Raw genomic sequence first — 12,091 nt, 5'->3', positions numbered from 1 at the left:
AGTCGTCGACGGCGGGATGCTCCGCCTGTTTACCCGCGCTGCGGGAGGACACAGAACTCGTTGCCTTCCGGGTCGGCGAGCACTATGAAGCGTTCCGCCGGGTCTTCGGTGAGCACCCGGGCTCCGAGCGCGACCAACCGCTCGATCTCGGCATCCTGGGCGAGTTCGGTGGGCGCAATGTCGATGTGCACGCGGTTCTTCACCTGCTTGTTCTCGCCGACGGGTTGGAACAAGAGCGGCACTTCGCCGTCGCGACTGAGTTCGACGTACGTCATTCCGTGGCCGTCTTGCCAGCGTTGGATCTGGGGATAGCCGAGCGTCTGCCGCCAGAAATCGGCCAGTTGCTCGGCGTCGTGGCAGTCGACCGTGACGGCGATGATCCGGGCGTTCATGTCGATGGGATACCCCGGGAGTGGGAGAGCGACACAGCGTCCGCCGGTGATCAGTCGTAGGACGATCTCGCCGCACTGGCCCCAGCCCGCAACGACATGGGCCAAGCGCTAGTCGCGTTCGTCAAACGTCCTTCGAGCTGCCGCCGAAGCAAAGCTGCAGCTTGACGGCATGGCTCCCAGCCCGACGACGGCGCCTGAACAGTCGAGGTGGGCACGGCCGCGCCTACTCGCTGGCCAAGGCGGAGGCGCTGGGCGACAGGTCGCTGGGGAACGCCGAGTAGATGGCCGGCATGCCCGCATCGCCTTGATGCGGTGGCCGAGTACGTAGACGGCGGTCTCTGCACTTCCTCGCTGGCGCGTTCAGCCCGCGCTGATTCGTGGTTGACTCGGCCCATGCAGATGATCGAACGTCCGTGGGGCGTGACGGTGCACGGTGCCGCGAGCGTCAAGGCGGCCCCGGACCTGGTGCGGGCGCGATTCAAGGTCGTGTGCCTGGAGCAGAAACCGTCGGACGCCTTCGAGTCCGCGGGGCTGGCCGTGCACGAGATCCGCTCGACGCTGCGGCGGCACAACGTCCCGGACGCCGGCGTCGAGAGCTCGCGGATCGAACTCGGCGGCAAGTGGGAGTACGGCCAGCAGCGGAAGTTCCTGGGCTATGAGAGTTCGGCGTCGTTCGTCGTGGAGTCGGCGACGCTGGACGATCTGCCATCGCTGCTGACAGACCTGGTCTCCGCCGGTGCAAACGAGATCGAGGGCGTCGACTTCGACGTCCTGGACAAACCGGCTCTCCGTGCCCGGGCCCGGCGCGAGGCGGTCGCGGCGGCCAGGGCGAAGGCCGAACTCTACGCCGAGGCGGCTGGTGTCCGGCTGGGCGCGGTGGTGCACATCGATGACGTTAACCCGGACGAGAGGCCGCAGTACCGCGGTCATGGGGCCGAGAGCGCCGCCACGGCGGAAGACCTTGCCCCTGGCCACGTGGTGGTGTCAGCGGCCGTGGTGCTCGGGTTCGGCATCGTGCCCGCGTAAGGAACGACTTGTGAGCGTCCAAGGTGGTTGGAACCGCCCCGCAACGCTCACGCGTCTTTCGACGGCAACGGGGGTATGACGGACGAGATAGGTGTCAGGTCTGCTACCGGAGAGCCGTCGTTCGCCTGCCGCGGCGAAGATCTGACGCGGCTGCTCGAATTTCTCGCTCCGGACGCCGCGACTGTCGCCGCAGCGAGCGGAATGGCCGGGATAGGCAAGACCGAACGCTCGGGTGCACAGCCGTCACGATCGGTTCTTCCCGGTCGACAATGCGAGGCGCTCGTGCGGAAGATCCCCGACGCCGCCGCGGCCGAAGTCGCCGCGGCGATGCCCGCGACGCGCGCTCATGCCGAAGAGTGAACGTCCGAAGTTGCCGTCGGCCGGTTCCGTAACGGCTGAAAGCTGGCGGCTTCAGGTCAATCGCGCACGCTCGGCATACAGCTGCGCCGAGCTTCGACGGCGCGAATCCCACCAGCAATGTTCGTCGCTTCCTCGAGTTCGGCAAATCCGTACGGGGGAACCGACGAAACCAGCGAACACACCTCGCCGGCCTCCCGCGTCCCGGGACGCAGAACTCCCGTACGTCCGCGAGCGTAGGAAGTTTGTTGTCCAAGCGGTGCAGGTGCACGAAATCGTCCGCGGATCCGGCCACGACGACAATGTCCACCCGCGCTCGGCGGACGGCGATTCCGGGCTGCGGCATACGACGACGCGAAGCTATCGAAGTCAGTTCGGGTGCCTCCCGGGGTGGACACCCCGGTGACCTATGCTTCGACTATTTCGGTCGATTCTGCGGTGGCGAGTGCTGAGGTCGCCGCTCGCCTGATGCTCGCCTTGTCCTCCCCGTTCGTCAGCTCTTTCAGCCTCGACAACGCGCTATCGGTCACCGGTCGGATGCTGCCCAGAGCCGCGATCGCTGCCACGCGGATATCGTCCGAGTGGTGTGCGCCGGTCAGGCGAACTATGAGGGTGATGACGTCGTCCTCAACGGCGGTGTACGAGCCGAGAGCCATCACGGCGGCCAGGCGCAGCGTCGGTTCGCGATCCCTCACGGCCAGGGTGCGCAGCACGTCGTGGGTTTCGGGGGTCGACGGCCAGCACTCCACCAGCGCCTGCACCGCCACCCGACGCAAGTCGCCGCTGACGATCTCTTCGCGTTTCCCGTCGCCAGGCTTCGTCTTCCGCTCCTCGGGCCGGGTAAGCAAGTGCAGCAACGCGGGTGGACTCGGCCGCGGGCCAGGTAGTCGTGATCACTTCGAGCGCGGCGAGTCGAACCCTCGGTTCCTCGTCGTCGACTACGCGATGGTGGAGCTGGGTTTGCCCGATTTCACCACCGGATTTGGCCGCGGCGAAACCGCGGGCGGCGATGCGCAGGCATTCTTGGTCGTGCGCGTTCGTCACCACGTCCATCAGAAGGGAACGGGTCGGCTGCTCGTCGAGCCAGTGCTCGACGAGCAGCCGGAGAGCCAAGCGCTGAATCGAGACGTCGCCTTGGGCGTAGGCGGCCGTGACGACATCCCGTACAGCTGGCCGGTCGGGCCAGTGAGCCACCAGGGCTTGCGGCACCGTCGAGAGCACTGCGGGGTCGTGGTCGGAGTTGTCGTCGGAGCCGTGGTGCACCAAGAGCACCTGGATGGCGACCTGGCGAATGTCGGGTTCCGGGTCCTGTTCGGCGCGATCGAACAGCACGGACGCGGTGCCCGTGTCGAGGGGACCTGCACTGGCCAGTGCCTGGACCGCAGCCAGGCGGACGACCCATTCCGCGTCGTCTTTCGCGATGGAACGCAGTAGTGAGACCGTCTGGGGCGCCGAGGGCCAGAACCGAAGTGAAGGGAAGCCTCGGGTACCCCGCCTGATCCGCTTCATTCCACTGTCGACTCGAGTGGAGTCGAATGTATGAGACGGCCGCAAGCGGAGTATCACGGTGTCGCTTAAGGGGTCGATGTCGTCTCGAAGACAGGGAGGGCGTGCCGATGGCAGCGGGAACGAGGGAGTGGCTCGACACCGACGACGTCCGCGACGACCTCGAAAACATCCTGGGGCAGCTGAGCGAACGACAGTTGCGCCTCGTCCGCCGGTTGTCGCTCCGGGGCCGCATCCGGTGGGGCGGAAAGATCTCGAAGAGGTCAGGGCGGTGAACTGGATCGCCGAGGGGTTCTGGTTCCGGTGCCCGCTGCTGGAGGTCGAGCCGGCAGGGGTGGCCGTGGCGGCCTCGGCCCGGAACCTGCTGACCGCCCTACTCGGATCGCGGCTCCGCACCGGCGCGATGGTCTGATCGCAACGCGTAGCGGCGCTCGGCGTAGGCGAGGTCGTCGCGCCAGAGCCTGGTCGCCGTGTGGCGCATGAGCGGCCGGATCGCCGGTGCGAGCTTGGTGGCCACCGCGAAACCAGGACGTTCGGAAGCTGCGATCGTCGCTTCGACGACCGCGGTGCGCGGACGGCCGTCGAGGCCGGGGCCCAGGGGCGTCGCGTGGGTTTCCACTACGCTGCCGACGCCTTCGCCTTCGACGATCCGCATGACGACCGTGCGGGGCTCGGGGCAGACGAACTCGGCCAGGACGGGCACACCCCACCGGCCGGCCAGCCGGAACGTCACCTCCACCAGGAAGCGGTCCTCGTCGTCGGGGACGTCCAGGCCCTGGGGTGCTTCGAGTACGCGGAGGCGGGCGAAGGAGTACGGGTGGAACCAGGCGCCGTGCCACGGGTCGAGCCGGTTGGCCACGACGTCCTCGGGTTCGCAGATCCCGGTGAGCGTCGCGACCGCGTCGATGCGCACCTCCGCGTCAGGCCGCTCGGGCACCACCGGCCGGTCCGTCGGCTGCTCGCGGCCGAGCAGGTCGAGGCGGGCCCACACGAGCACGCCGTCGTCGTGGGCCGGGACCGGTGACCAGGTGCCGCGGCGTTCGCCGTCGAGCCGCAGTCCGTGCCACCGGCAGAGCAGGTCGCCCCGGTCGATCCGGGCGTCGGCGAGTGGCGCGCCCAGGTGCGGGCAGGCGCCGGGGCCGATCCGGACCTCGCCGTCCTCGCCGCGCCAGGCGACGAGTTCCGTCCCGCCCACGGTCGTACCGAAGGGACGGTCGCTCCGCACCGACCGGCTGGCGCCGATGACGAACCAGTTGCCCGACGGCCGCGCCGAAGCCCGCTTGCCCGCGGCCTCGATGAGCGCGGGCGGACAGTCCCGATAGGTCGGTTCCTGGTTCGCCCACCGCGGCTCGCGAAACGGCTGGATGGGCCATCGCCGCGGCCACAGCCCGGCGACGCGCTGGCTGGCGGTCATGGACCCATCGTCGGGGACCGGCGGCGAACGCGCACGGCGGCTGATCCGCATCGGTCGCGGGTTTGCCGCTCGTGGTGCAGGGTAAAGGCACACGGTGCATCGTTTGGACATCGAATGTGGCGACGACGGAGGAGCCCGGATGGCAGTCATCCCCGACGCCGGTCCGGCGGCCTGGCTCGACGAGCTGCGTCGCCGGTGCGCCGAGCACGTCCACGGCTTCGTCACCGAACGGGTGCGGGAGCACTTCACCGGACGCGCCGCCGGCACCCCGGCGAGCACCGCGCTGCCGGAGTTCGTGGCCGGCGGCAAGTTCCTCCGGCCTTTGTTCGCCTACACCGGCTGGTGCTGCGGCAAGCCGGACGACGAGGCTGCCCTGCGGTCCGCGGCCGCGCTCGAACTGCTGCACTGCTTCGCCCTGGCCCAAGACGACGTCATGGACGGCTCTGAGCGCCGGCGCGGCCGTCCGGCCCTGCACGTCAGGTTCGCGCGCTGGCACGAAGCCGAGAGCCTCGGCGGATCCGCCGAGCGGTTCGGCGAGTCGGCCGCGATCCTCGCGGGCGACCTGTTCCTCGTCTGGTCCGAGCAGCTGCTGCGCAGCAGCGGCCTGCCTGCAGGGATCCTCGCCCGTGGCTGGCCGATCTACGACCACCTGCGCTCGGAACTGGCCGTCGGGCAGCTCGGTGACCTCGTCAACGAGGCCCGGGCGCTGCCCGCCTGGGGCGACGTCCTCGACGTGGTCCGGCGCAAGTCGGGCAACTACACCGTGCGGCGTCCCCTCGAGTTCGGCGCCGCTCTCGCCGGCTGCGACGAGCAGGTCGTGCACGCCCTCGGCACGTACGGCGGCCTGGTCGGCGAGGCGTTCCAGTTCCGCGACGACCTGCTCGGGGCGTTCGGCGACCCCGCCGTCACCGGCAAGCCGGTCGGGGACGACCTGCGCGAGCGGAAGGCCACCACGGTGGTCGTGCTCGCCGCCGAGCTGGCCGACCGCGGGCAGCGCGCCGAGCTGGCCGGCCTGCTCGACCTCGACGTCGTCGACACCGCCGCGGTGGAGCGCTGGCAGCGGCTGATCACCGCCACCGGCGCCCGCGACCAGCTGGAGAAGCTCATCGACGAACGAGTCCACCACGCCCTCGAGGTGACCGACCTGGCCGACCTCCCGCACCAACCCGCCGACGCCCTCACCACGCTGGCGCTGCGGTGCACCGAGCGGGTCCGATGAAGACGGTCACCGGGCGCACCGACCGCGTGGTCGTCGTCGGCGCCGGGCTGGCCGGCCTCGCTGCCGCCCTGCACCTGGCCGGGCGGGGCCGCTCGGTCGTGGTCGTCGAACGGGATCCCGGCCCCGGCGGCCGAGCCGGGCGTGTGGACCTCGACGGCTACCATCTCGACACCGGACCGACCGTCCTGACCATGCCCGCCATCCTCGGCGACGCCTTCGCCGCCGTGGGCGCCGACCTGGCCGCGCACCTGCGGCTGACCCGGCTCGAACCCGCCTACACCGCGCGGTTCGCCGACGGATCCGTCCTGCCGGTGCACGCCGACCCGGTCCGGATGACCGACGCCGTCCGGGACTTCGCCGGACCGGCGGAGGCGGCCGGGTACCGGCGCCTGCGCGACTGGCTGACCCGCCTGTACCGCGCCGAGTTCGACCGGTTCGTCGCGGCCAACTTCGACTCGCCGCTCGGGCTGCTCACCCCGGACCTGGCCCGGCTCGTGGCGCTCGGCGGGTTCCGGCGCCTGGACGCCCGGATCGGCGCCTTCCTGACCGACGAGCGGCTCAAGCGCGTCTTCACCTTCCAAGCGCTGTACGCGGGGGAGTCGCCGATGCGGGCGCTCGCCCTCTACGCGGTCATCTCCTACATGGACACCGTCGGCGGCGTGTACTTCCCCGAAGGTGGGATGGCCGCCGTGCCGCGGGCCATGGCGCGCGTGGCCGCCGACGCCGGGGTCGAGTTCCGCTTCGGCGCGCCGGTGACCGCACTCGAACGCCGGGGGACCCGGGTGACCGCCGTGCACGCGGGCGGCGAGCGGATCGGAGCGGACGCGGTCGTCCTGACCACGGAACCTCACGAGAGCTACCGGCTGCTCGGCCGCGCGCCGCGCCGCCCGGTGAAGCTGCGCGCAGCGCCGTCGGCGCTGGTCCTGCACGCGGGCGGTCGCGCCGATCCGGCGCTCGGGCACCACACGATCTCGTTCGGGGACGGCTGGGCGTCGACGTTCCGCGAGCTGATCACCGACGGACGGCGGATGAGCGACCCGTCGCTGCTGATCACCCGCCCGACGGCGACCGACCCGTCCCTGGCCCCGCCGGGCCGCGACCTGTACTCGATCCTGGCGCCGGTGCCGAACCTCGACCGCGGACCCCGCGACTGGGACGCCGACGCTGCGCCGTACGCCGAGGAGATCCTCGAGCACGTTCGCACCCGGCTGTTGCCCGGCTTCACCCCCGAACTGTCCTACGTGCTGAGCCCGGCCGACTGGCAGCGCCGCGGCCTGGTGGCCGGCACGCCGTTCAGCTACGCGCACTCGTTCGTCCAAACCGGACCGTTCCGGCCGCGGAACCTGCCGCCCGGCACGGAGAACGTCGTCCTGGCCGGCGGCGGGACGGTCCCCGGCGTCGGCGTCCCGACGGTCCTGCTCTCGGGCCGGCTCGCCGCGGACCGGGTCACCGGCAGCCACCGCACCGGGACCACCACCCTCGACCTCGCCGCGGAAGGACACCGATGACGAGCCGCGAACTCGACGCCGCCGGCATCACCGAACCCGGGCTGCGCGAGGCCTACCGGCGGTGCCGGGAGGTCAACGCCCGGCACGGCCGGACCTACTTCCTGGCCACGCGCATGCTTTCGCCCGCTCAGCGCCCGGCCGTGCACGCGCTCTACGCGTTCGCCCGCCGCCTCGACGACCTCGTCGACGAGCCGGAACCCGGCACCACCCCGGAAGGTCTCGCCGCCACGCTGCACGAGGTCGAACGCAACTTCCGCACCGAACTCGCGGCCGGGCGCAGCGACGACCCGCTGCGCACCGCCGTGATCGACACCGCCGCCCGCCTCGAGATTCCCGAGCCGCACTTCACGGCCTTCTTCACGTCCATGCGGATGGACCTCACCGTCACCGCCTACCCGACCCGGGCCGCGCTCGACACCTACGTGCACGGCTCGGCCGAGGTCATCGGGCTCCAGGTGCTGCCGGTGCTGGGCACCGTCGTGCCGCGGGCGGAGGCTGCCCCGCGCGCCGCCGCGCTCGGGAAAGCGTTCCAGCTGACCAACTTCCTGCGCGACGTCGCCGAAGACCTCGACCGCGGCCGGGTCTACCTGCCGGCCGACGAACTGGCCGCCGAGGGCGTCGACCGCGACCGGCTCGCCTGGTGCGCGCGGACCCGCCAGGTCGACCCGGCGGTGCGGCGGGCGCTGGCCGACCAGGTCGCGCGGACCCGGCGGATTTACGCCGAGGCCCGCCCGGGCATCCCGATGCTGCACCCGGCGTCCCGGCCGTGCGTGTGGACCGCCTTCACGCTCTACGGCGGCATCCTCGACCGCATCGAAGCCGCGGACCACAACGTCTTCGCCGGCCGCGCCGCGGTGCCGCGGCACCGCCGGCTGCTCGCGGCCGGGGACGCTCTCGTCCGCGCGCAGTGGGCGCGGCGCCGCCACCCGGTGGCGGTGGCCTGAGGTGGGCCGGTTCGAGTACCTGATCGTCCTCGCCGCGTGCGTGGTCGTGACGCTGCCGCTGGAGCTGGCCGGGGCCCGGGTGTACCGGCGGCCGCGCCGGCTAGCCCGGGCGGTGCTGCCGGTCGCGGCGGTGTTCCTGGTCTGGGACGCCGTCGCCGTCGCCGCCGGGGTCTGGGACTTCGACCCGGCGTTCGTCACCGGGCTGCGCGCGCCGCTGGGGATCCCGCTGGAGGAGGTGCTGTTCTTCGTCGTCGTCCCGATCTGCGGGCTGCTGACCTACGAGGGCGTGCAGCTCACCGGCCGGCTGGTGGGGCGGGTCCTGCGGCGCCGGCAGCGGGTGCCGCGCTGATGCCGTGGGGCTACACCGTGCCCGCCGTGGCCGCCGTCGTCGTGGTGATCGCGGCCGAACTGCTCGTGCTGCGCACCGGGCTGCTGCGGCGGCCCGCCTACTGGGTCACGATGGCCATCGTGACCGCCTTCCAGGTGCCGGTGGACGGGTGGCTGACGAAGCTGTCCGCCCCCATCGTGCGGTACGCGCCCGGGGGCATCACCGGCTGGCGGTTCCCGTGGGACATCCCCGTCGAGGACTTCCTCTTCGGGTACGCCCTCGTCACCGCGGTCCTGCTGCTGTGGGAACGCGGGAAGTCGCGAAAGGACAGTGCATGAGCTTGTTGTCCGGCAACGGGTTGCCCCGGGACGAGGTGCCGGCCGCGTTCGACGGCGGTGCCGCGGCCTACGACCGGCTCGTCGGCGTCAACCCGGGCTACCACCGGCACCTGCGCATCTCCGCGCGGCGCCTCGGGGCCGCCGACGGCTCGCGGATCCTCGATGCCGGATGCGGCACGGGCGCCTCGACGGCGGCGCTGCTCTCGGCGGTCCCGCACGCCCGCATCACCGCGATCGACGCTTCCGCCGAGATGCTGGCCCGGGCGCGCGCGAAGAGGTGGCCGGCGACGGTGGACTTCGTGCACACGCCCGTCGAGGACCTGGCGGACGAAGACCCGTTCGACGCGATCTTCGCCGCCTACCTGGTGCGCAACCTGGCCGATCCCGATACCCAGCTCAAGAAGCTGCACGGCTTGCTGCGGCCGGGCGGCCGCATCGCCGTGCACGAGTACTCGGTGCGGGACTCGCGGCGCGCCCAGCGGGTGTGGAACGCGGTCTGCGGCGCGATCGTGATCCCGGCGGGCCGGCTCACCACCGGCGACGCGACGCTGTACCGGCACCTGCGCCGCAGCGTGCTCGCCTTCGACGGCGTCGCCGACCTCTGCGCCCGCCTGACCGGCGCCGGGTTCACCGACGTCCGCACCGGCACCATGCCCGGCTGGCAGCGCGGGATCGTCCACACCGTCCTGGGGACCCGCCCGTGAAGCCGGGACGCGACCGGCGCATCGAAACCCACCCGGCGCCCGGCGGGCTGACCGACGCCGGGCGGCTCGGGCGCCGTCCGCGCGCCGCCGTCGTCGGCGGCGGGATCGCCGGGCTGACCGCCGCGACCGGCCTGGCCGAGCGCGGCGTCGAGGTCACGGTCTTCGAGCGCGAGCGGCACCTCGGCGGGCGCGCCGGCGGCTGGGGCGAGCGGCTGCCGGACGGCACCGAGGTCACCATGAGCCGCGGCTTCCACGCGTTCTTCCGCCAGTACTACAACCTCCGCGCGCTGCTCGCCCGCACCGATCCCGGCCTCGACCGGCTCACCGCGGTCGCGGACTACCCGCTGGTCGACGCCCACGGCCGCACGGACACCTTCGCCGGGCTGCCCCTGACCCCGCCGGTGAACGCGCTCGCGTTCGCCTTGCGCAGCCCCACGTTCCGGGCGCGCGACCTGCTCCGGCTCGACGGGCGGCGTGCGCTGCCGCTGGCCGGGGTCGCCGTGCCGCGGATCTACGAGCAGCTCGACGGCGTCGACGCCGCGACGTTCCTCGCCGCGATCAACTTCCCCGCCGCGGCCCGGCACCTCGCCTTCGACGTGTTCTCCCGCAGCTTCTTCGCCGACCCCGGCGAGCTGTCGGCGGCCGAGCTGGCGACGATGTTCCACCTGTACTTCCTCGGCTCCGCCGAAGGACTGCTGTTCGACGTCCCGGCCGAGCCGTTCCCGCAGGCCCTGTGGAACCCGCTGAGGGAGTACCTGGCCGCGCGGCGCGCCGACGTCCGCACCGGCGTCTCGGTCGGGGTGGTCGAGCCCGAAGCCGACGGGTTCCGGGTCGACGGCGAGTTCTTCGACGCCGTCGTGCTGGCCGGTGACGTGCCGGGCGTGCAGCGCGTCGTGGCCGCCTCCGCCGGGCTGGGCACCCCGGACTGGCGGCAGATCGTGGCGGACCTGCGCACGGCACCGCCGTTCGTCGTCCGCCGGCTGTGGCTGGACCGTCCCGTCGATCCCGCGCGCCCGGCGTTCCTGGGGACGGGCGGACTTCCGCCGCTGGACAACATCAGCGTCCTGGACCGCTACGAAGGCGAGGCGCGCCGGTGGGCCCGCCGCCACCACGGCTCGGTCGTCGAGCTGCACGCTTACGCGTCCGAAACGGACACCGACCGCGTCGCCAAGGAGCTGGACGGGATGTTGCACCGGCTCTACCCGGAGACCGCCAACGCCGGCGTGGCCGGGGCGATCACGCTCGTGCGGCAGGACTGCCCGCTGTTCCCGGTCGGCGGTTTCGCCCGCCGGCCCGCGGTCGTGACTCCGCAGCCCGGCCTGGTGCTCGCCGGGGACGCGATCCGGATCGACCTGCCGGTCGCGCTGATGGAACGCGCGGCCACGACCGGCTGGACCGCCGCGAACACCTTGCTGCGGAGGTGGGGGCTGACCGGCCACCCGCTGCGCTCGGTGCCCAACCACGGCCGGATAGCCCTGCTCGACCGGCTCGCCGCTCGCAGCGGGCGGCTCACTCCCGCGCGGTGAGCAGGGTGACCGCGTCGCCGAGCGACTCCGGGCGCCTGGCCCTCGGCCCGCGGGCCGGCCATCCTGGCCCGGCCAGCACCAGCCGGGCCTTGTCACGCAGCCGCGGGGGTTGCGCCGGCTGGCTGCTCCACACGACGACGGCCGCGGGGTGGGTGCGCTGGATCGCGTCGCGGAGGGCGCCTTCGGGGATCGAGGCGCCCAGCAGCAGTGCGGCCCGGCCGTGCTCGGCGAGGGCCGCGCGCAGGGCCTCGAGCGGCAGGGTGTGCCGGTCGCCGTCGGCGCAGGCGAGCAGCACCATGGCCCCGGTGCCGACCGGGGCCGGAACGCGGTGCAGGGCGACGGTGATCGCCCAGGTCAGGACGTGCACGAGATCGATGCAGTGGTCGGGATCGGCCGTGGCCGGGCCGCCGAGGGCTTCGAGCGCCGGGCGGCAGAGGCCGTCCCAGGTGGCGACGACGCCATCGGCGTTCAGCTGCGCTTCGAGCAGGGCGATCGACGTCTCGGTGTCCAGCCGGGTCACCGCGTCCAGCAGCAGTTCGACGTCGGCGCCGCGGCCGGGGTCGAAGGCGCGGGAGGCGGCGGAGCCGGCGCTGAAGCCCTGCTCGATCAGGTGCTTCATCCGCACCAGCGCGCGGACGTCGGCGCTGCCGTACCGGCGGTGCGCGCCGGTCTGCGGCGCGGAGAGGGGAAGGTCGTACCGGCGATGCCACGCGCGCAGCGTGGACGGCGGCAAGTCCAGCATGCGCGCGACCGCCCCCGCAGGCCAGGTCACGACCTGGACGGCGGGGGCGGTGCCGGGCGACTCCATCGGAACAGTGTGGCTGAACCG

Annotated in this window: 14 protein-coding genes and 1 pseudogene; 10 read left to right on the top strand and 5 right to left on the bottom strand. The window is 72.4% G+C overall.

The annotated features are described in order from the left end of the window. Window positions 1-29 precede the first annotated feature (29 nt). Window positions 30-392, bottom strand: a complete 363-nt coding sequence (locus tag VA596_RS31905; RefSeq protein ID WP_323331915.1) for a VOC family protein — start codon at window positions 390-392, stop codon at window positions 30-32. 393 nt (window positions 393-785) lie between these two features. Between VA596_RS31905 and VA596_RS31900 the strand changes: the two genes are divergently transcribed. Both VA596_RS31900 and VA596_RS31895 read left to right on the top strand, forming a co-directional pair. Further along, window positions 786-1,418, top strand: a complete 633-nt coding sequence (locus VA596_RS31900; RefSeq protein ID WP_323331914.1) for an SIMPL domain-containing protein — start codon at window positions 786-788, stop codon at window positions 1,416-1,418. A gap of 75 nt (window positions 1,419-1,493) precedes the next feature. Then, the gene (locus VA596_RS31895; protein WP_323331913.1) at window positions 1,494-1,778 is read left to right on the top strand and encodes a hypothetical protein; all 285 of its coding nucleotides are present in this window, start codon (window positions 1,494-1,496) and stop codon (window positions 1,776-1,778) included. 404 nt (window positions 1,779-2,182) lie between these two features. On the opposite strand, the gene VA596_RS31890 is transcribed toward VA596_RS31895, so the two are convergent. Both VA596_RS31890 and VA596_RS50725 read right to left on the bottom strand, forming a co-directional pair. Next, window positions 2,183-2,632 (bottom strand): HEAT repeat domain-containing protein, encoded by a 450-nt coding sequence (locus tag VA596_RS31890; protein WP_323331912.1) that lies wholly within the window; start codon window positions 2,630-2,632, stop codon window positions 2,183-2,185. Window positions 2,633-3,101: 469 nt separating this feature from the next. After that, a pseudogene (locus VA596_RS50725) lies at window positions 3,102-3,284 on the bottom strand (hypothetical protein); the annotation flags it as partial. 107 nt (window positions 3,285-3,391) lie between these two features. On the opposite strand from VA596_RS50725, the gene VA596_RS31880 reads away from it, so the two are divergent. Further along, window positions 3,392-3,556: a hypothetical protein gene (locus VA596_RS31880; protein WP_323331910.1), complete on the top strand. Its 165-nt coding sequence runs from the start codon at window positions 3,392-3,394 to the stop codon at window positions 3,554-3,556. A gap of 98 nt (window positions 3,557-3,654) precedes the next feature. Here VA596_RS31880 and VA596_RS31875 read toward each other — a convergent pair whose 3' ends face one another. After that, the gene (locus VA596_RS31875; RefSeq protein WP_323331909.1) at window positions 3,655-4,695 is read right to left on the bottom strand and encodes a DUF5914 domain-containing protein; all 1,041 of its coding nucleotides are present in this window, start codon (window positions 4,693-4,695) and stop codon (window positions 3,655-3,657) included. A 139-nt stretch (window positions 4,696-4,834) separates the two neighbouring features. On the opposite strand from VA596_RS31875, the gene VA596_RS31870 reads away from it, so the two are divergent. Genes VA596_RS31870 through VA596_RS31840 form a run of 7 tightly spaced genes read left to right on the top strand, consistent with a single transcriptional unit; the run spans window position 4,835 to window position 11,262 of the window. Continuing rightward, the gene (locus VA596_RS31870; RefSeq protein ID WP_323331908.1) at window positions 4,835-5,914 is read left to right on the top strand and encodes a polyprenyl synthetase family protein; all 1,080 of its coding nucleotides are present in this window, start codon (window positions 4,835-4,837) and stop codon (window positions 5,912-5,914) included. Further along, window positions 5,911-7,422: a phytoene desaturase family protein gene (gene crtI, locus VA596_RS31865; protein ID WP_323331907.1), complete on the top strand. Its 1,512-nt coding sequence runs from the start codon at window positions 5,911-5,913 to the stop codon at window positions 7,420-7,422. The genes VA596_RS31870 and crtI overlap by 4 nt, the downstream gene beginning before the upstream one ends. Next, on the top strand, window positions 7,419-8,366 hold the full coding sequence (locus VA596_RS31860; RefSeq protein WP_323331906.1) for a phytoene/squalene synthase family protein: 948 nt from the start codon (window positions 7,419-7,421) through the stop codon (window positions 8,364-8,366). Before crtI ends, VA596_RS31860 begins: the two co-directional genes overlap by 4 nt. 1 nt (window position 8,367) lies before the next feature. Continuing rightward, the gene (locus VA596_RS31855; RefSeq protein ID WP_323331905.1) at window positions 8,368-8,715 is read left to right on the top strand and encodes a lycopene cyclase domain-containing protein; all 348 of its coding nucleotides are present in this window, start codon (window positions 8,368-8,370) and stop codon (window positions 8,713-8,715) included. Further along, window positions 8,715-9,032 carry a lycopene cyclase domain-containing protein gene (locus VA596_RS31850; protein ID WP_410171942.1) on the top strand — a complete coding sequence of 106 codons (318 nt, stop codon included), beginning with the start codon at window positions 8,715-8,717 and terminating at the stop codon, window positions 9,030-9,032. Before VA596_RS31855 ends, VA596_RS31850 begins: the two co-directional genes overlap by 1 nt. Further along, entirely contained in the window at window positions 9,029-9,736 is a 708-nt protein-coding gene (locus VA596_RS31845; RefSeq protein ID WP_323331904.1) for a class I SAM-dependent methyltransferase, read from the top strand. The genes VA596_RS31850 and VA596_RS31845 overlap by 4 nt, the downstream gene beginning before the upstream one ends. Next, entirely contained in the window at window positions 9,733-11,262 is a 1,530-nt protein-coding gene (locus VA596_RS31840) for an FAD-dependent oxidoreductase (protein WP_323331903.1), read from the top strand. Before VA596_RS31845 ends, VA596_RS31840 begins: the two co-directional genes overlap by 4 nt. Here the strand turns inward: VA596_RS31840 and VA596_RS31835 are convergent. Further along, complete coding sequence (locus VA596_RS31835) at window positions 11,246-12,070, bottom strand: MerR family transcriptional regulator (RefSeq protein ID WP_323331902.1); 825 nt, start codon at window positions 12,068-12,070, stop codon at window positions 11,246-11,248. The two genes, VA596_RS31840 and VA596_RS31835, sit on opposite strands and share 17 nt — an antisense overlap. Between the last annotated feature and the right edge of the window lie 21 nt (window positions 12,071-12,091).

This window comes from Amycolatopsis heterodermiae (genome assembly GCF_034929455.1).
Taxonomy (GTDB): domain Bacteria; phylum Actinomycetota; class Actinomycetes; order Mycobacteriales; family Pseudonocardiaceae; genus Amycolatopsis; species Amycolatopsis heterodermiae.
This window is presented reverse-complemented; position numbering and strand designations above follow the sequence as displayed.

Excerpts from the sequence above, each read along its gene's own strand:
- VA596_RS31905 (WP_323331915.1), bottom strand. The coding sequence starts at position 392 with ATGAACGCCCGGATCATCGCCGTCACGGTCGACTGCCACGACGCCGAG.
- VA596_RS31900 (WP_323331914.1), top strand. The coding sequence starts at position 786 with ATGCAGATGATCGAACGTCCGTGGGGCGTGACGGTGCACGGTGCCGCG.
- VA596_RS31895 (WP_323331913.1), top strand. The coding sequence starts at position 1,494 with ATGACGGACGAGATAGGTGTCAGGTCTGCTACCGGAGAGCCGTCGTTC.
- VA596_RS31880 (WP_323331910.1), top strand. The coding sequence starts at position 3,392 with ATGGCAGCGGGAACGAGGGAGTGGCTCGACACCGACGACGTCCGCGAC.
- VA596_RS31875 (WP_323331909.1), bottom strand. The coding sequence starts at position 4,695 with ATGACCGCCAGCCAGCGCGTCGCCGGGCTGTGGCCGCGGCGATGGCCC.
- VA596_RS31870 (WP_323331908.1), top strand. The coding sequence starts at position 4,835 with ATGGCAGTCATCCCCGACGCCGGTCCGGCGGCCTGGCTCGACGAGCTG.
- crtI (WP_323331907.1), top strand. The coding sequence starts at position 5,911 with ATGAAGACGGTCACCGGGCGCACCGACCGCGTGGTCGTCGTCGGCGCC.
- VA596_RS31860 (WP_323331906.1), top strand. The coding sequence starts at position 7,419 with ATGACGAGCCGCGAACTCGACGCCGCCGGCATCACCGAACCCGGGCTG.
- VA596_RS31850 (WP_410171942.1), top strand. The coding sequence starts at position 8,715 with ATGCCGTGGGGCTACACCGTGCCCGCCGTGGCCGCCGTCGTCGTGGTG.
- VA596_RS31845 (WP_323331904.1), top strand. The coding sequence starts at position 9,029 with ATGAGCTTGTTGTCCGGCAACGGGTTGCCCCGGGACGAGGTGCCGGCC.
- VA596_RS31835 (WP_323331902.1), bottom strand. The coding sequence starts at position 12,070 with ATGGAGTCGCCCGGCACCGCCCCCGCCGTCCAGGTCGTGACCTGGCCT.